The organism is Psychrobacter sp. APC 3279 (assembly GCF_030407795.1).
In the GTDB taxonomy this organism is placed as follows: domain Bacteria; phylum Pseudomonadota; class Gammaproteobacteria; order Pseudomonadales; family Moraxellaceae; genus Psychrobacter.
Genome location: NZ_JASDCR010000011.1, coordinates 21,876 through 40,869, shown reverse-complemented (window position 1 = coordinate 40,869; position 18,994 = coordinate 21,876). Strand labels below are relative to the sequence as shown.

The window sequence follows — 18,994 nt, the reverse complement described above, 5'->3', positions numbered from 1 at the left end:
GTGTAATACTAATAAACGGTAAGAAAAATAAATGACTAACAATACCTCAAAATATGTGTTTTACGTAGTCAAAATATTCTTAAACTCAAAACGTTCCTGAACATAGCGAAAGCTACGCCGTAAATTTATTCTCAATCGCCATGATAAAGTCGGTTGCGATATCTGTACCACATTGGTCATCAATCTCACGTACGCACGTTGGGCTAGTAACGTTAATCTCAGTGATACGCCCACCAATTAAGTCTAGACCAACGAACATTAGACCTTTTTCTTTAACGATTGGCGCCACAACTTCTGCTACTTGGCGTTCGATATCAGTCAATGGCATGGCAACACCGTTACCACCAGCTGCTAGATTCCCGCGGGTCTCGCCTTTGGTTGGAATACGAGCCAAACTATAATCTACCACGACACCATCGACGATCAACACGCGTTTGTCGCCTTCTTTAATCTCCGGCAAATAACGCTGCGCCATGATGGGCAAAGTCTCAAGCTCAGTCAGTATCTCTAACGTCACTCCGATGTTTGGGCTATCAGCGGTTAAACGGAAGATGCCAGTGCCGCCCATACCATCTAGTGGCTTGACGATTACATCCTGTTGTTCAGCGATGAACTTACGAATATGTGCTTGTTTGCTGGTCACAATCGTTGGGCTCATATAATCACTGAACCACGTCGCAAACAACTTCTCATTGCAGTCGCGAATCGCTTGTGGATCATTGACCACGAGCAAGCCTGCTGCTTTGGCATGGTCAAGCATATAAGTAGCATAAATAAAGCGCATATCGAACGGTGGATCTTTGCGCATCAAAATTACGTCATAGTCGCCGACTGGCCCTGTGCTTTTATCACCCAACGTATAGAAATCTGCAGGATCACGCTTTACCGTCAATGGCTGCGTATCGACCATCAACTGACCACGGTCCAACCACAAGTCATGAATCTGACAATAACCAAGCTGATGGCCACGGTCTTGAGCGGCCCACATCATAGCGAGACTGGTGTCTTTTTTATAATTGACCCGCTCGATAGGATCCATAATAACGAGTATTTTTAGCGATTTTTCTTGTTTTTTTTGGCTCATGATAAGACTCACTTACGTTATATTGTTGATATGAAACAAACTTATTAAATAACATTCGTGCCCAACTATACGCCGTACTGCTCACGATAGTGTTGCATTTTGGCTAACTGGGTCGCGTCTTTATATTGACTATTTTCATCGGCCAAATAACTGATCAAATCATCGATATCGACCAATGCACGTACAGGTACTTCTAGTGTCGCGGCAAGCTCTTGAATAGCAGAATGCTCGGCTTGACCTTTTTCTTTACGATCGAGTGCAACGATAATACCAGCAACACTTGCGCCTGCTTGCTCTAAAATCTCCACTACTTCGCGCATGGCTGTACCTGCTGTAATGACATCGTCAAGCACCCAAACGGCCTTGCCAGTTACATCAGCACCTACCAAATTGCCGCCTTCGCCGTGAGTTTTAGCCTCTTTACGGTTATAACCCCATTTGGCATTAATACCATGATGTAGCCATAACGCTTGCGCTGTCGCTGCGACAAAAGGAATACCTTTGTAAGCCGCACCAAAAATGACCAGCTCCTGCTCATTCTCGCCATTATTTGCACTCATTTGTTCAGCTAAGGCATCTGCATAACCACGTGCTAGCAGTGACAACATCTCACCAGTTGCAAGCAAGCCTGCATTAAAAAAGTACGGACTGATACGACCAGACTTTAGGACAAACTCACCGAATTTGAGCACTTGGTTGTCTAGAGCCAGTTGAATAAATTGATGAGATGAAAATGTAGGGTCTTGAGGGCGTGTTACATGAGACATTATGACATTCCTATCAGCAAAAAGAGGGGGCAAAAAATTTGCATTATTGTACGCATTATTGATCAGCTTGACCAACCATTGATCTCATAATCCTGCATATTGGCATAGCGAGTCAGCAAACCACTACGCGACGAGATATTAAAATAGCTCTGTCCATCTGCTCGGACCTGTATCTCCCAGCCCAAATGATAAGCGGCAACAATAATATGACCAGCAAATAGTCGAATCTGACGATATGCGTGGCGCTGCGATGGCTCACAAACGATCTGACTGAGCAAATAGCTACGCACATGCTGACATATGTCTGCTGCGCTATAACTATGGTTGATACTTTTACGGCTACTACACTGCTTTAGCGCATGGACAGCTACACTACATGCCATGATATCCGTGGCCAAACTACCCTCGCCTGTCTCAAACTGCTGCGGTTGTAATATCACTTGCCAATCGTCGGCATACAGACTGTTGAGTAGCTCATCAGGATTATAGCGTTTGGTCAATGCGCGCATAGATAATGCAGGCTTCTCAGCCTTGCTGTCATTATCTGAATCGTTGTTTGACTCAACCCCTGTAGCGCTATCAGTAGGCAAAAACCCATAACGGTTCAGTTTTGGATAAGCGCGAATCGCCTGTTGAATATCTGACATATCTAACAACGTCATATCCGATAATGTCGATATTAGTGGCTGCTCACTATGATTTTGATAAAAGCTATCCGGTAATTCAATAAGCTGTGCTGCATTCAGCAATGATAAATGCTCAGCCAGTGCCTCTGAAGCAATCAGCGACCATTTCGATAAGCTGTCTGCATTGGGCTGATAGAACCGCGTAGAGTTACCATAAAGCCTGCGCAGTTGACCATTTAGGCGACGAGCAGGCTCAGGTATATCACTTAATGGTCTGGCAGGGTCAAGAGGAGATTGTTTGGGATCAAAGTTAGGATGTACGATCGCAGGTTGCTGCGAATCAGCTAATATAGACGATTGCTCAGCCTTTTTTCGGACATTACCTTCTGCTAGCTGCCCACCCTCTGTTGCCAGATTAGCATGAGACAAACGGTCATCAGAAGTAGAAGGCTGGGACATGAAATCTCCATAAACTATAAAATATGAAACAAATAAAAACGATTGCATCAAGGGCTATTTTACTCTTTAGGACTTAACTCTTGATGATTTAAAATATCTCGGTAGCCTATCTGCCAATCAGCATAATCAAGCCAAGCTAACGGAATGTTGCTGTGCAAGCGTTTTCCTGTCACTGAGGTTTTTGTATTATCAATAGTAGGAGGTGTCTCACCAACCTGCTCACTAAGCCAAACCCCTAGCTCAAACGTAGTAACAGGTCGATAGTCTGTCGCTAGATAGACAGACTTTGGTGTTTCTATCGTCAACACTTTGGCAATGATATTGACCAAGTCGCGATCCATAATGCGATTGCTCCAATGCTCAGCTGGCACTGGATCTTTATTTGACTCACGAGCCTTGCGTAGTCGCATTAAGCGCTCGCGACCGTAGATACCACTGGGGCGAATAATAATGGCTTTATCACCAAAACCTTGTTGCAGTGCTTGTTCTGCTTGCAATATGACCTTTGACGCAGCGCGCGCTGGCGTGACAGGTGCAGTATGCTCATCAATCCATTCGCCATTATCCTGACCATAGACACCAGTAGAAGAAATAAATACCACACGCTCAAGTTTGGTAAGCTGTGGAGCAAGCGTTGCTAAATGCTGACTAATCGCTAGATAACTGTCGTGATAACCGCTGGTCGAGTACTCGTCAGGGGTGACGATAATCGCAATATGAGTAAATGCTTGTAGCTGCTCGGCCGACAAGGTCAACGCATCAGCCTGCAAAAAATCGGCACTATCTACTAAATCATAATGGTGGCGCTTACTACGAGCAAGCCCAGTCACACAATAGCCATCTTGAGCAAGTTTATTGGCAACCGGTAGGCCGATATCACCTTGTCCGATAATTAGTAAATTTTGCGTACTCATAAAGCATGTTTTCCTTTATACAACTTCCTTTATCCAACCATTACAGCGCTTAGAAGCCATTTTGTTTAAATTAATGTCTAAATCAACGGCTAAATCAGTGCCTAAAAATACCGTCTGTACGATAGCTGTATATCATCATTGGCATCGATACGATCTTGCCATTCGTAATTAGCATTGATACGTAGTGCTTGTTTTTTATCAATGTCGTATTGCAGCCCTAAGCTTGAGATTGGTTGCCAATAATGCCCACGGACGTTGGTTTCATCGTTATTGCCATGATACCAATATGGCAATTGCAATTCAGCTTGCGCGCGTAACTGATTGTTAATCTGATAACGGCAGCCAGCATTGATGCCTGCGCCTAGACGAAAACCTTTATTGATACCTCGTCCTACTTGCCCTGTACCTGCCAAAAACGTATAGCACAGTTGCGGCGGCATCTCACCAGTACCTGCGGCGGGTGTACCAAATGCCCATGACCAGCCTTTTTCGTAACCCACACTACCGACCAAATGATCCGTACCTTCCTCTTGCGATCCATCGTTTACTCGCGTCGCCTCGATACTGGCGCCCCAAGTATTGCCTTTTTTGGCAGCATTGACTGGATTAAAAGAGCGGCCTCGAATCAAAGTGACATTTTGCAAGACCACACTGTCTGGCTGATTGGCCTTATTATCATCTGTGTCATACAGTCGTAATGTCGCAGCCAGCCCTTCTAAGTTAAAGAATTGTGGATACCCTGAGGCGTGGTCAAGCGTATCATGAAACCCCGCTCGAAACCCAATATCCATATAGTCATCGTCACCACGCTGCCCTATACCTATGGTGCCCAATTGTAGCGGATGCCTGTCTATCGGATTATTATCCGATACGTCGATTTGACGCTTGAGTAGTGTTTGCCCATCAGCTGACATGCTAGATACAGGGTTGAGCTGCGCAGACTTAATCTCATTCACGGTTTGTTTAGCGCTATTATGATAGCCCAACTGCGTGCGCTGTTGTTTTTTATCATTGAGCTGAGATTGACGTACGGTATTATCAGCAGGCGTATAAAGCGTACTTGCCAGCAACTGCTCATCATTTAATAGTTGAATCACATCAGAAGGCACGACGGCGTAAGACAATTGGCTCAGTAAGTTTTGCTGCGGACGGACCACATCAATAAGACGCAGAATCTCAGAAGCACAATTGTCCGTGGTAAAGTAATACGGCATCTTTAATGCTTTGGTTTCCCAAACGTGACGCATAATCTGCTGCACTTCCGCTGGCGTCAGACTCAACTGATATGTCCACGTATCACGTTCATCATCTTGCAGGTATTTCGCTAGCATCTCTGGATAAGGATCAATTTCGATAGCGCTGTTGTAGCTACCAATCATTGACTTGGTAGCATAGACTGGAAAACTGTCGTTTGGATCACCGTCTACCGTATAGTTCAGCGCATAAGCCTTATCGATTTGATTTGGATCGGCGATGCTTGCTTTTGAGTCAATGCGTAGCAACGTATGAGCAAATGCAGAGAGCGGATTGTCCAAATATTCCTGCGCAAACATGATAGATAGCTGCTCAGGCGCTAATGTCGACATCCACTCATCCAATTCTGGACATTCAACAGATAGACTTGCAGCATCGATCGCTAGCACCTCTGTCAACCATGCCACTCGCGCTGGAAAACGACATAAGACAGAATTATTACTGGTATCAGTTTGGGCTTGGTCATTATCAGTCGCTGATGATGTCACCAACTCTTGTGCAAGTGCTACGAGCATCGCATCCAACTCTGCACCTGAATCTCGTTGACCATTCTTACTTAGAAAAAATCTCGGATCATCAACCAAACTCTCGGTTTTCTTTTTACCCAATACACTGTTTTTATCATCGTAAAAATACAACAAGCGTCGCCATGTTGTATGCTGTGCCAACTTGTCTGCTTTTACTTGCTGCCGCCATGTCAATAGCAGCTGTTCTGTCGCTAAGCTTGATTCAGATAAAGTACTCTTTTGAATGTTAGGTTCAGCACTACTGATGCTACCCGACTCAAATAATGCATCTGAATTAGAATAAGTAGGTGCTGTGCTAGTAGGTGCTAAGCTAGATGCGTCAGGTGACAATACATCTGATTCAAGGACAGACAGCGGCATTGGTAAAAATGCCTGTGTTTGAGCCGAGAGTAACAGCCCTGCTATAGCCAATGGCAGACGTGCTCGCAGGTCAATGGTCATTAGCGTACAATCGATAGGTATGGACGTCAGTTTTATAGACATGAGGTAAAATCTCGCACGTTATTATTCATACGCTATCAGCGTTATTAAAGTTGCTGGGTCAAAAAGTCGAACACATAGCCCGCTATCGTTTAGCTATTTAGATAGATTGTCTATCGCACCATTATCAATACTAGTATAAAAAGAGAGCATTATGCCCGTATTATCACCAAACTCATCATCTACGTCGCCAATGACTATCAAAGATGGTCTACTATCGGCAGCCACTTGGCTGGCCTCACCCAATTACAATGTAAGGCCAAAAGGTTTAAGTATTGACGCCATCGTCGTACACAATATCAGCCTACCACCGAATGAATTTGGCGCCTGCGACACTAGTGGCAGACATTATGTAAAAGCATTATTTACCAATCAATTAGACTGGGATAACCATCCTTATTTTCAAACAATCAAAGGTGCAGAAGTATCAGCGCACCTGTTTATCGAACGTGATGGCGCTATCACTCAGTTTGTCAATTTCAACGAACGGGCGTGGCATGCTGGGCGGTCTAGCTACTTGGGTCGACCTGAATGTAATGATTATAGCATTGGCATCGAGCTTGAAGGGTCGGATTTTGTGTCCTTCACCTCTGCTCAATATGAGCAGCTAGCCAAAGTAATTGCCGCCATCTATAAGACTTATCCCAAAACACGTCGCCACTTGACAGGCCATAGCGATATCGCGCCTGGGCGTAAGACTGACCCTGGTGATTATTTTGAATGGGCAAGGTTGCGTGAGAGTATCTCGAACTTATTAAAGCAGGAAGTGGTCTAATATGAATTACTGTCTGGAGAATTTATGACTTGGATTGAGGTAGTTGATTCAGCAGTTAAGATTGGCTTGGGTGCACTTATAACAGGCATTATTACTTTTGTTCTGTCTACAACTCAACATCGTAACGATCAAAAGAAAGCTAAAGTTGCACGTGAATTTGAGATGCTAAAAGAAGTCGCAGAAAAAGTAGAAACTTTCAATAACGTTGCTTTAAGGTATTGGTCACTATATTCTGATTGGCGTAGAAGGTTAATACTAGATAGCTCTGTTCCCAAATCAAACATTTTATTAGATGCTCAACATGATCTATTCAATAGCTTTAGTGAATTGACTACAGCAGAATCCTTATTATTGCTATTTGGTTATAGCGAAGCTTCAGTTTCACTAAGATTATATGGTGAAACAGTGATAGCCTTCAGAAAAAGAGTAGCATCTTTAGATATGCCTTTTGATGAAAATGACGCAGCTAGCTATAGAGAATCTATGATTGATAAGCGGGCTCAGTTATTTCAAATACTAAACGAAATTTATAAAACGATCTAAGGTAAGAAGTCTCAGTTTTCCACATATCATATTCCACACTCAATCCATTTATCTCAATGGTGAAAGTGATATAATTCGTCAGTTTTTCATCCATATCACATCGGCACATAACTCAATATACAACTTGGCAAGATAGGTTCTCATGGCAAAAAGTCGGTTATTTCGTTCAACCATGGTGGTCAGCAGTATGACCATGTTATCGCGTATTTTAGGTTTGGTACGTGATGTTGTATTGCTAGGGGTTTTTGGTGCAGGTGGTTTGATGGATGCCTTTTTGGTCGCCTTCAAAATCCCAAACTTCTTACGACGATTGTTTGCAGAAGGCGCGTTTAGCCAAGCTTTCGTGCCAGTACTGTCCGAATACAAAGAAAAGTACAGCTTGCAACAAGTACAGATTTTAGTCAGTCGAACCTCGGGTGCATTATTGCTAGTATTATCGATGCTGACAGTGGTGGTTATCTTAATCGCACCCTGGGTGGTAACGTTGTTTGCCCCTGGGTTTGCCGATCAACCCAATAAGTTTGCCATCACTGCTGAATTACTGCGTCTTACCTTTCCGTATTTGCTATTCATCTCTATGACAGCCTTTGCGAGTGGTATTCTGCAAAGCTACGGTCGTTTTGCAGCACCCGCTTTTGCACCAGTGTTATTGAACCTATGTATGATTGGTGGCGCACTTATTTTTGCGCCGATGTTTGATACGCCTATTATGGCACTCGGCTATGCCGTTGCTATCGCAGGTTTGCTACAGTTTTTGATTCAACTACCGCAGCTCTGGCAACAAAAGCTGCTTGTCGCACCAAAGATTGATTTTCAGCACGAAGGTGTTCGTCAAATTTTAAAATTGATGCTACCTGCTATCTTTGGTGTCTCTGTCACTCAGATAAATTTACTGTTGAACACTATCTTTGCCTCATTAATGATTGGCGGTTCAGTCTCTTGGCTCTATGCAGCTGAACGTATGAGCGAGCTACCATTGGGTCTGATTGGTGTGGCAATTGGTACCGTCATATTACCAAGCCTATCAAAAAGTGAAGCTCAAAAAGACGACGTTAGTTTCAAAAAGACCATCGACTGGGCAGCACGTCTTATTATCTTAGTCGGTGTGCCTGCCTCGGCTGCCCTATTTGTACTGGCAGATGTATTAATGCAAGCACTATTTTTACGTGGTGAGTTTACCTTACGTGATGCTCAGATGAGCTCACTGGCCCTACGTAGTATGGCAGGTGGTATCTTAGGATTTATGCTCATCAAGATCTTTGCCCCAGCGTTTTTTGCGCGTCAAGATACCAGAACCCCTGTCAAAATCGGCATCATCTCTGTCGTCGCCAATATGATCTTTAGTGTTATTTTTATCGGGATATTCTATTTCTTAGAGATACCGCTACATGGTGGTCTGGCATTGGCTACGACTGGCGCGGCTTTTGTAAACGCAGGCTTGCTATATTACTTCTTACATAAGCGTGATATTTTCCGTTTCGGTCCGCATTGGAAAAAGCTATTTACGCAGTTTTCTATCTCAACTGGCTCTATGATTGGCGTGCTTTATTTTATGCTACCTTACTTTCCTACCGATGAGGCTCAGTGGCAGCGTATCGTCGCGCTGATTATTATGTGTGCCGTCGGAGCGCTGGTTTACGGTGTGGTATTACTAGCGACAGGGTTCCGTCCGCGTCAGCTAAAGCACGGTTAGGATAAAGTAAAAGTAAATCCATAACGGGCTTACGAAACCAAAACAAGCCTGTCATGAGAAATGACAATGCACGCTGCTGATAATTGTCATAATAGATCACTAATGAATAAATGACATTTGAGGTTTAATATGACAACGAAACAGCTAATCTTCCAGCGCTTACCAATTCTGTTAGCAACTGGTGTACTCAGCACTGGATTACTTATTAGCGGTTGTAGCAATAATGAGTCGGCTGAAACTGCTACCGATAATGAAGATGTGGCAGCGACTGTTGATACCTCAGAAGACGTCACATTAGACAATGATACGACTGACCAAGCGATGGCCGATGAAATTGCTAGCGAAACAGGCGAAATTACAGATGGCACTGAAGATAAGACAGCGATTGATAGTGACAATATTAATCCAGTTACTGATGAGACTAAACAGAAAAGCCTAGTGACCAATCCAACTCAAGCCGGTACGCCAGAGGATACTGTCAAGCAAGCCCTAAACAGCTTATATTATGGTGACGTGAAGGATGCGGCGTCATATTACCAAGTTGATATGGCAAACTTTGAAGAAGAGCTTGCCAATACTCAGTCTGCGTTTCAACAAACGGTGGATGGCGTTACGATTACTGATACCAAATACAATGATGACAAAACTCGTGCCACCATCACTGGCGAGCTGATGCTAAAAGGACAGAGCGAACCTGCACCACTGACCTACCAGCTACAGAAGATAGAAGGTCAATGGAAGATTTTAGGTTAGAGCGTTTTAAGTTAAATTGTTTCAGGCGTTTTATCTGAGATATCGTCTGATGTCACTGATTTACCCAGCATCACAACATCAGCGATAAACCCTTCCATATCGCAAACTTCTGGCATATAACCCCATTGCTCAAAGCCAAGCTTACGAAATAATCCTAAGCTCGGATGATTATGAGCAAAGACAAGAGCGATGATATTTCGAATACCCAAGCTTGGTGCTTGTGTCAACATCCAACGGGTCAGTAAACTGCCTAACCCTTTGCCCTGATAATCTTGATTTAGATAAATACTAATCTCGGTACTGATGTGATAGGCCGTACGCGCGTACAAATCGCTAAAGCTACCCCATGCGACTATCGGCGCCTTTGTTTGCTCTACATTATCTGATGGTTGCTCTTTGACCACATATATCGGTCTGGTTACGCTATCCAAATGTTCATTAAACCAAGCAGCACGCTCCTCTACCGTAACCAATGCAAGATTGGCTGTTGCTTGTTTGCCCGGTATGCTTTGATTATAAATGGCTAAGACTTCTGCTAAATCTTCTTTATTTGCACGCTGCACAACGAACTGATCGGTGAGCTGATATGTCAATAGTTCGGTTGGTATAGTATTTAAGGCAGCAGCAGACATAAGATCTCCATCGTTGTTGAGATTGTTGTTAGGATCGGTATTAGCATCATTGGCAATAAAGAATAGCCACCCTACGTGCCATACTTGCATTACACGTAGACTATAGGATGTTAGTGTGGCTATTTTACTTTATAATGGCTGGTTTTAGACACATCAACTTTAAGCATAGATGTGTTTTTTCGTTTTTTATTTGGTCTAATCATAGCTGAAAACTTATGAAAACCTATTTTCTTGAGCAACTGATTTCATCGCCACACACCTCATCTACGGACACTGTCCCAGTAGAGTTGGCATCTTGCGTGCTCACTATCGGCAATTTCGACGGTGTGCACCTTGGTCACCAAGCCATGCTAGCCCAAGTTCGTGAAATTGCGCATACCCAAGATTTGGGTGCAGCGGTCATGATATTTGAGCCGCAGCCACGCGAATTTTTTGCACCTGCTAAAGCGCCTGCGCGCCTGACCAATCTGGCAGAGAAGCAAGCTCTGCTAGCAGAATATGGCGTTGAGACGTTGATCGTAGCAGGTTTTGATACAGAGTTTCGCTCGCTATCAGCACAAGCATTTGCCGATATATTAGCCAAGCGTTTGAACGTCAAAGCATTGGTGCTAGGTGATGACTTCCGCTTCGGCCATGACCGTACTGGCGACAGTCAGTTTTTGCGTGGTTATGGCTTGGATGTGACCAACTTGCATACGGTCACTGATAGTAGTACTGATAGCGACAGTGTTGATACTATCGATAACGACGCTGCCCGTATTAGCTCTACTCGGGTTCGTGATTTACTATTGGCAGGTGATCTTCAGGCGGCCAACAGGTTACTTGGTCGTGACTATGCAATCACGGGAATGGTTGTGCGTGGCAACCAGATAGGTCGAACAATAGACTTCCCTACCGCAAATATCGATTTGCAACGTATAAAGCCTGCCCTGCATGGTATTTTTGCAGTCGACGTGGTGAGCTTAGATGATGATGGTAATGTGATCGCTGATGGTTTGACTGAGCTTGCCACCGACGGTCATAAAGGTGTTGCCGGCTTGCGTCCGCATAGTTTGTTTGGCACGGCTAATATTGGCAAAAGACCTTCTGTTGATAAAGGTGATGACTGGCGACTAGAAGTCCACTTTCCGCAGTTGCAAGCTGATTTATACGGACTGAACTTACACGTACGTTTCCTGCACTTTTTGCATGGTGAGCGTCGCTATGATGGAATAGAAGCATTAAAAGCGGGTATTCATCAAGACGTCGCTGATTTACTTGAGTGGCGCGAAAAGAAAATTTGATGTTTAGGGTTACTCCAGACATAAAAAAACCTCGCGATATTAAGACTATCGCGGGGTTTTTTATGTCTATAAATATCTATGCATTAGGATGCAAACGGACATTTAGCTCGTCGATAGTTTCTACCCATGCTGCATCTTTTTGCCATTCTTCTTGCAAGAACATACGCTGATTATCCGTCCAAATGCTAGCCTCTGTCAGTTTTTCTTCGCTAGCTAGTTGGTTTTCTGCGATAAAATTATCGATTGCTTCATCAGAGCTGTCTAGACCTAACTGAGCAAATAACTCATTCATACTATATTCTGGTTCACCCAACATAATTTTCTCCTTAAATGGTACGAATATGGTCGTACTTATTGTTTAATGTGCTTATTATTCAAATTGACATATTCATTGTAGCAAGCTTTACTTTAATAGCTGTTAATCAACGTTTATCTAACGTTATCAATTGTATTAACGGTAAATCACTTTTACCAGTTTAAGGCAATAAGCTAAATTGCTCTCATTTGCCTATTTCTTATAGACATAAAAAAAAGCCCTCATATTTCAGAGGGCTTTTTTATACTACTTATCTTTGCTACTTACATCATAGCTTACTGCATAACAGCTTAGATTTACGGTAGTAAATGTGCTACTGCATCACGCTCTTCACTAAGCTCTTGCTCGGTGGCAGCCATTTTCTCTTTAGAGAAATCTGATGATACATCAACGCCGTCTACGATAGACCAGTCGCCGTTAGCGCATGTGCATGGGAATGAGTAGATCAAACCTTCAGCAATACCGTATTCGCCGTTTGAGTAAACGCCCATAGATACCCAATCGTTCTCATCAGTACCTAGTGCCCACGTACGCATATGTGCGATAGCAGCGTTGGCAGCAGAAGCCGCAGATGATGCACCGCGAGCTTTAATGATTGCAGCACCGCGCTGTTGTACTTCTGGGATATAAGTTGCTTCGTACCATTCGCGATCAACTAAATCTAGAGCAGGCTTACCGTTTACTGTACAAGCGGTTAGATCTGGATACTGAGTTGACGAATGGTTGCCCCAGATGATCATTTTCTTCACGTCATTTACAGTGCTGTCAGTCTTGCCAGCCAACTGTGCCATAGCACGGTTATGGTCTAGACGAGTCATTGCAGTGAAGTTGCGTGGATCAAGATCTGGTGCATTGCGCTGAGCGATAAGTGCGTTCGTGTTGGCAGGGTTACCGACTACCAATACTTTTACATCACGGCTAGCGACTTCGTTCAATGCTTTACCTTGTGCTGAGAAAATCGCAGCGTTGGCTTCTAGCAAATCTTTACGCTCCATACCTGGGCCACGAGGACGTGCACCAACCAGTAAAGCATAATCGATATCTTTGAATGCGACGTTAGCATCGTCAGTTTGGACGATACCAGCCAACAATGGGAATGCACAGTCTTCTAGTTCCATGACCACACCCTTTAGGGCGTCAAGAGCTGGCGTAATTTCAAGTAATTGCAAAATAACTGGCTGATCTTTACCTAGCATCTCGCCAGATGCAATACGAAATAGCATCGCGTAGCTGATATTACCAGCGGCACCAGTGACGGCAACACGTAAAGGCTGTTTCATTGACATTGAATACTCCCTAATTAATTATTAGATAACTCTAATGAACGATTATCATTTTAGATATCGACTTGTTTGCCGCATAGCAGCATGTATAAACCGAGAGCTAGTGTAGCACTTCATCGCAGTGACCGTCTAGATACAGTCATAGACCCGTCAGGGATTATATTGTTACATTTTATACGAGAGGATTTTTATAGAGGCTAAGCGCTTATAGATAAAGCGCTAGAGGGTTTTAGGACATGATAACTTAAGCATATTTTCACTGTGCTATACGTAGATACAATGGTCAAAATGGGCAATTTGCACCATTAAATTCGGCTAAGTGAAATGGAAAACGGTATCAAAAAATAGGTTTAAGCAGATAACTAAATAAAGGCTATCGTCCACCTGAAATGATAAATTTACTGCCACAGCTGTCTACAACGTCATGACAAGTACCAAAGTCACTACCTTCATAACACACATGTATATCAGTAAGTATCGATTGGCGACGGCTGCCTTCTTGACAAATGAGGTCTACACTGTTTGATGACATACCACTATTGAGACGGGTCATTTGACTGACAAACCGTGACTTGGAAACGGTATAACTATTACCCGTATTTAGCTCATTCGGTAATTTCAACCCACCTGCATAATTGGTAATCTGGCGGAAGTAACTGCTAGCGCTAAGCGGACTACAAGCTCCATAACGTTGCCACGTTTGGCTACGTACCGTTGTGTCAGGCATGATTCGGTTAACGACTTTTAGTTGTAGGGGTGTAAGGCGTGGCTCACTACCGCGACCGCAGCGCTCACCGTATCCCATGTCTAAACCAGATACGGTTAATGAATAACCTTCTAAACACTGGCGCATACGTGCCCGCGTCGGCTGCATATTACATAATGCTGGGGTCATCTCAATCATCAATACGCGCTGACCAGTCTTAACCGTGCTAGCCGCCTGTACTGGCAGCAATACAACACCTTGTATTAGTAGTAAAGCGCCGAAGCTCATCGTCGCTTTACTACTGCCTACGCTATGTTTGCTAGCCAAACCTGCACGCAATTGCACCATAGAGTTAGCAGCCTTGTTGCTTGCGTTTGTATCTGTCTTTGTATTTACCTTCGATAAAAAGCATATCCGATTAGATAACGAATATTTGGTTTTTGGCGACGTAGACTGACTAAAATATTTTTTGATCATAGGACTGAGGGCAGTTAGTTAGCAATGATAAGACATAGGCTATAACTTAAATCATTAGACGCGATACATAAAATACGCATTGACCTAAGAACAAGACTGAAAAATAGGGTTTCCCATTAAGGCAATGGTAACAAAACGTTTTTTTTAATCTATAGCAAAAACGTAAACGTTGACGACATCGTCAGGAATCTCGATAAATGTTAATAAAGTACTGAAGGATAAAGACTGTGAAATTTACCTTAGCCAAATGAATGCTACTTTGGCAAATCAGAGTTGATCAATTGACAATTAGCAAAGCAAATCAGCAGATAAAAATAAACCACTAACAATAAATCATTAGTGGTTTATTAAATACAAGTTCAGTGATTAAAATCCAGCTGGCACCGTACCCATACGCTGGCTAATCGGCTGACCACGACCCAACAAACTGCTATAAATAGTGGCGTTTTCCATTACGTGTTTGACATAGTTACGTGTCTCAGGAAATGCAATCGACTCTACATACTGATCTGCGGCGAGCGAACCATAAACTGGCTGCCAGCGTTTGGCGTTATTAGGACCAGCGTTATAGCCTGCGGTTGCCAATACTGGTTGATAATTGAGTTTGCCCAAGATATCACCCATATACCACGTACCATAACGAATATTGGTATCACCGCTGTTGGCACGGCTCGCACTATACATCTCGCCTAGATTACGAGCGATATATTTTGCGGTATCAGGCATAACTTGCATCAGTCCGCTCGCGCCTACGTTTGAGCGCGCAGAAGATACAAAACGGCTTTCTTGACGCATAATACCGTACGCCCATGCTGGATCAATACCTGCTGACTCACTATAACGCACAACTGCGCTTTGATGCGGCATTGGATGCGAAAGTGCTAAGCTATCCACTCTATCAGTATTATCAACCGCATAAATCGCTCGATCGAGCCAGCCCATATCATAGGCTTGACGAGCAGCGGCAATAATCAAATTGTCATCACGATTGTCACGAGCTTGCTTCACTGCCCAGTTCCACTCGCGGTTGGCATAAGCACGACTAGCCTCAGAGTTATATAACGCAAACGCACGAGCAAAGTTAGCATCTTGCATGACGCGCGCGCGGTCAGCTGTACTGACGTTAGGCAAATTACTACCGCCTAAACGGCTAGCATCAAAACGTTGCCCTATTTTATCTTTTGCCATCAGGCCATAGTAGTCATTACTTTTTGCTAAGTTCTGATACATTTTCTTAGACGTATTGCGCTTATTACTATCGCTTGACTGCTCATACGCACGAGCTAGCCAATACTGCCACTGAGCTTCTTTTTGCGTTTCGCCGTCCATTTTTGAGATAGCTTCTACCACATCATCCCAACGACTGAAGCGAATCGCCGCCATGGCATAGTCTTCAGCTTCTTCAAAATTAAAGTCATTGTCCAAACTATTGCGGAACCAATCGACTGCTTCAGCGTTAAAGCCATCATCAGTGTTGTGATTCATACGCTGTACGCCAAGCGTACGATAAGCATAGCGTCGGGTTTCGTCATTCAACAATTTGACCGCGCGCTGATTGTCTTGCTTGATATCAAAGTCTAATTGTAACGCCGCTTCGCGATACGACTTGTCAGCCACACGGCCAATAGCATACAGATACAAATACTGATTGGTTTGACTGGCAGGCTCACGAGCAAAACGGCTAAAGAAAGAAGACGGATTTAGCTGAATTTCACTGAGCGCCGAATAAGCAATTGGCGTACCAAGGCGTGAGGACAATGCCATAATATCACCGGTCTTGCCTTTACGTAGCATACGCTTGAGACGAGCCGCACGATCTTGGTTACTAATCAGTGCGTTGTTGTTCATCTCCATCGCTAGCTGATCGCATAATGCTGGTTGCTTTTTGGTGGTTAGCCAAACATCAGATTTGGCTGCCATGGCACGCATGGTGTCACCACCATTATTAAACCCAAGCGCAACGGCACAGCGCTCACTGGCATCGGCATTGGTAATTAAATTGGCTACCTGTCTAACCGAGGCATAATCATTCGATCCTGCTTTAGTCTCCGCAAAATCAGCCACTAATTTCTCAGCCATGACCGTATCTGGATACTGACGCACAAACTGCGAGACCGCCGCTGAACTCTGTGAATTGAGATCTAGATTCATACGCCAATAGGTCGGATACATCGCAAACAAGCCGCCGCTCATGACTTGCTCATAGCTATAGAGCGCACTCACATCACCGCGATCTGCGGCGATAGCGGCTGCCATAAATGAGTCGATACTGGTGTCTTGCTGATAATCTTGTTGATAGTTACTTTCTTGTTGGTAGCTTTCCTCATCGCCCCACGTCAACTCGGCACAAGCGACTTGTGACACACCAAGTGCACTTACCGCTGTTGCCACGCTCAACGCGCTCAGCCGTAGCGTCCCTACTGTGATTCGCTTTGACGCGTGTTTTTGACTGATAGACTCTTCATCCTTGATGCTATGCGCAACACGCAACTTTGTCATACTGACTCTCTTTATGATATCTCTACAAATATGTGAATAACGGTTCGCTAAGTACCGCCAAGGGTATAGCAATCATCATACTATACTCATTGTGCTTTCAACTATCTCCTTTACCTTTTGTTAATAAATAGGACAGCACGGTGTAACATAGAAGTGATAACGAGCCGCAGTTTTTATGAATAGTAATATGAACGACAGTAAATAATTGATACTGCTATGAATTATTTATCATATTGATACCTCATCGCTCGTGCTAATTTTTCACATTGGCACAGGGTTGTGATAAAATACGCCACCTGTTAATCGGCTACTCCGCTATATTTTTGGTCAATCATGGACTTATCCTTATGAGTGTTACTGTATTCAATCCCCGCATCGATGACGATGCTGTTGCTGAGACGACTGTCACCGCACGTGCTGTCACTGCACTCAAAGAAGCAAGTTCAGCCCAAGCGCCCGTCGAAAAAGCAGCGACAAAAAAGGTCTTTGTCACGACTCAAGGCTGTCAGATGAATGTCTATGACTCTGGCAAAATGCTAGACGTGCTAGGCGACTCACATGGTATGGAAGTGACTCATGATATCGATGAGGCCGATGTACTACTGATGAACACCTGCTCTATCCGCGAAAAAGCGCAAGAAAAAGTCTTTTCGGAATTGGGTCGCTGGCGCAAACTAAAAGAAAAACGCCCTGACCTCGTCATTGGCGTCGGTGGTTGTGTCGCTTCACAAGAAGGCGATAATATTCAGAAGCGTGCGCCTTATGTCGACATGGTATTTGGCCCGCAAACCTTGCATCGCCTGCCAGAGCTGTATGATCAATCAAACGAACAACGTGAAATCGCACCTAAAAATCGTATCGGTACGATTGATGTGTCATTCCCTAGCATCGAAAAGTTTGATTTCTTACCAGAGCCAAGAGTAGAAGGCTACAAAGCCTTTGTCTCTATCATGGAAGGTTGCTCAAAGTATTGCTCATTTTGCGTGGTGCCTTATACGCGTGGTGAAGAATTATCGCGTCCACTTGATGACGTCTTGGCTGAGATTGACAGCCTTGCCGCTCAAGGTATCCGTGAAATCAACCTATTGGGTCAAAACGTCAACGGCTATCGCGGCGAAAAAGACGATGGCAGCATTTGCCGTTTCGCTGAGCTATTACACTATGTATCGCATGTCGATGGTGTCGAGCGTATTCGCTATACGACCAGCCATCCGCTAGAGTTCACTGATGATATCATTGACGCGTACGCACAATTGCCAGAGCTAGTATCGCACTTACATCTACCGGTTCAGAGTGGCTCAAACGCTATTTTGGCAGCGATGAAGCGCAACCATACGATTGACGTTTATATTAATCAGATTAATAAGCTAAAAGCCATTCGTCCAGATATTCACTTGTCGAGCGACTTTATCATTGGCTTCCCAGGTGAAACTGATCAAGACTTCCAAGATACCTTGAACTTGGCAAAAGAGTTGAACTTCGATCACTCTTACAGCTTTATCTACTCTAAACGTCCAGGCACGCCAGCCGCTGAGTTGCCAGATGATGTAAGCTTCACGACCAAAAAAGCTCGCTTGGCTGAATTCCAGAAAGTCATCATTGACTCAACGCTTGCCAAAACTCATGAAATGGTCGGCACTACGACTCGCGTCTTGGTTGAACAAGTTGCTAATCGTCATCCTGATTGCTTAATCGGTACAGCAGATAACACTCGTACCGTCATGTTCCCTTATGACGAAGACAAAATGGATGAGTTACTTGGTAAAATCGTCAGCGTGCGTATTACTGATTTCGTTAGTCCGCACATGGTCAAAGGTGAGCTAATCGAAGTATTGGCATAGCGGTTAAGGTAACAATGGTTAAGTTTGAATAAGAATAAAAAAGCCGTTCACTATAATAGCGAACGGCTTTTTTGTGCGTGAA

Annotated in this window: 16 protein-coding genes; 6 read left to right on the top strand and 10 right to left on the bottom strand. The window is 44.0% G+C overall.

The window, feature by feature from the left end; genetic code table 11:
* Window positions 1-112: 112 nt before the first annotated feature.
* From gshB to QL898_RS07380, 5 genes are all read right to left on the bottom strand, one after another.
* The gene (gene gshB, locus QL898_RS07400; RefSeq protein ID WP_201548748.1) at window positions 113-1,084 is read right to left on the bottom strand and encodes a glutathione synthase; all 972 of its coding nucleotides are present in this window, start codon (window positions 1,082-1,084) and stop codon (window positions 113-115) included.
* A gap of 65 nt (window positions 1,085-1,149) precedes the next feature.
* Window positions 1,150-1,851: an orotate phosphoribosyltransferase gene (pyrE, locus tag QL898_RS07395; RefSeq protein ID WP_201548746.1), complete on the bottom strand. Its 702-nt coding sequence runs from the start codon at window positions 1,849-1,851 to the stop codon at window positions 1,150-1,152.
* Window positions 1,852-1,913: 62 nt separating this feature from the next.
* Window positions 1,914-2,936, bottom strand: coding sequence for a hypothetical protein (locus QL898_RS07390; protein ID WP_201548744.1), 1,023 nt, complete (start codon window positions 2,934-2,936; stop codon window positions 1,914-1,916).
* 59 nt (window positions 2,937-2,995) lie between these two features.
* Window positions 2,996-3,850, bottom strand: coding sequence for an SDR family oxidoreductase (locus tag QL898_RS07385; RefSeq protein ID WP_290176348.1), 855 nt, complete (start codon window positions 3,848-3,850; stop codon window positions 2,996-2,998).
* Between the two features lie 101 nt (window positions 3,851-3,951).
* Window positions 3,952-6,114 carry a DUF4105 domain-containing protein gene (locus tag QL898_RS07380; RefSeq protein ID WP_290176347.1) on the bottom strand — a complete coding sequence of 721 codons (2,163 nt, stop codon included), beginning with the start codon at window positions 6,112-6,114 and terminating at the stop codon, window positions 3,952-3,954.
* A gap of 151 nt (window positions 6,115-6,265) precedes the next feature.
* Here QL898_RS07380 and ampD point away from each other — a divergent pair, with 151 nt between their 5' ends.
* The 4 genes from ampD to QL898_RS07360 all read left to right on the top strand — a co-directional run bounded on the left by ampD (window position 6,266) and on the right by QL898_RS07360 (window position 9,875).
* A complete protein-coding gene (ampD, locus tag QL898_RS07375) occupies window positions 6,266-6,886 on the top strand; it encodes a 1,6-anhydro-N-acetylmuramyl-L-alanine amidase AmpD (RefSeq protein WP_290176346.1) in 621 nt (206 codons plus the stop codon).
* Window positions 6,887-6,910: 24 nt separating this feature from the next.
* Entirely contained in the window at window positions 6,911-7,429 is a 519-nt protein-coding gene (locus QL898_RS07370; RefSeq protein ID WP_179797584.1) for a hypothetical protein, read from the top strand.
* 142 nt (window positions 7,430-7,571) lie between these two features.
* Entirely contained in the window at window positions 7,572-9,122 is a 1,551-nt protein-coding gene (murJ, locus tag QL898_RS07365) for a murein biosynthesis integral membrane protein MurJ (RefSeq protein WP_290176345.1), read from the top strand.
* 129 nt (window positions 9,123-9,251) lie between these two features.
* The gene (locus tag QL898_RS07360; RefSeq protein WP_290176344.1) at window positions 9,252-9,875 is read left to right on the top strand and encodes a hypothetical protein; all 624 of its coding nucleotides are present in this window, start codon (window positions 9,252-9,254) and stop codon (window positions 9,873-9,875) included.
* Between the two features lie 11 nt (window positions 9,876-9,886).
* Here the strand turns inward: QL898_RS07360 and QL898_RS07355 are convergent, their stop codons facing one another.
* Window positions 9,887-10,597: a GNAT family N-acetyltransferase gene (locus tag QL898_RS07355; RefSeq protein WP_290176343.1), complete on the bottom strand. Its 711-nt coding sequence runs from the start codon at window positions 10,595-10,597 to the stop codon at window positions 9,887-9,889.
* A 125-nt stretch (window positions 10,598-10,722) separates the two neighbouring features.
* Here QL898_RS07355 and ribF point away from each other — a divergent pair, with 125 nt between their 5' ends.
* Entirely contained in the window at window positions 10,723-11,790 is a 1,068-nt protein-coding gene (gene ribF, locus QL898_RS07350) for a riboflavin biosynthesis protein RibF (protein WP_290176342.1), read from the top strand.
* 76 nt (window positions 11,791-11,866) lie between these two features.
* Here the strand turns inward: ribF and QL898_RS07345 are convergent, their stop codons facing one another.
* The 4 genes from QL898_RS07345 to QL898_RS07330 form a co-directional block, all read right to left on the bottom strand.
* Window positions 11,867-12,106 carry a DUF2789 domain-containing protein gene (locus QL898_RS07345; protein ID WP_290176341.1) on the bottom strand — a complete coding sequence of 80 codons (240 nt, stop codon included), beginning with the start codon at window positions 12,104-12,106 and terminating at the stop codon, window positions 11,867-11,869.
* A gap of 296 nt (window positions 12,107-12,402) precedes the next feature.
* Complete coding sequence (locus tag QL898_RS07340) at window positions 12,403-13,386, bottom strand: malate dehydrogenase (RefSeq protein WP_102092813.1); 984 nt, start codon at window positions 13,384-13,386, stop codon at window positions 12,403-12,405.
* A gap of 376 nt (window positions 13,387-13,762) precedes the next feature.
* Window positions 13,763-14,443, bottom strand: coding sequence for a hypothetical protein (locus QL898_RS07335; protein WP_290176340.1), 681 nt, complete (start codon window positions 14,441-14,443; stop codon window positions 13,763-13,765).
* Window positions 14,444-14,938: 495 nt separating this feature from the next.
* Window positions 14,939-17,071, bottom strand: coding sequence for a lytic transglycosylase domain-containing protein (locus QL898_RS07330; RefSeq protein ID WP_290176339.1), 2,133 nt, complete (start codon window positions 17,069-17,071; stop codon window positions 14,939-14,941).
* A 347-nt stretch (window positions 17,072-17,418) separates the two neighbouring features.
* On the opposite strand from QL898_RS07330, the gene miaB reads away from it, so the two are divergent.
* Window positions 17,419-18,912: a tRNA (N6-isopentenyl adenosine(37)-C2)-methylthiotransferase MiaB gene (gene miaB / locus QL898_RS07325; RefSeq protein WP_290176338.1), complete on the top strand. Its 1,494-nt coding sequence runs from the start codon at window positions 17,419-17,421 to the stop codon at window positions 18,910-18,912.
* Window positions 18,913-18,994: the final 82 nt, after the last annotated feature.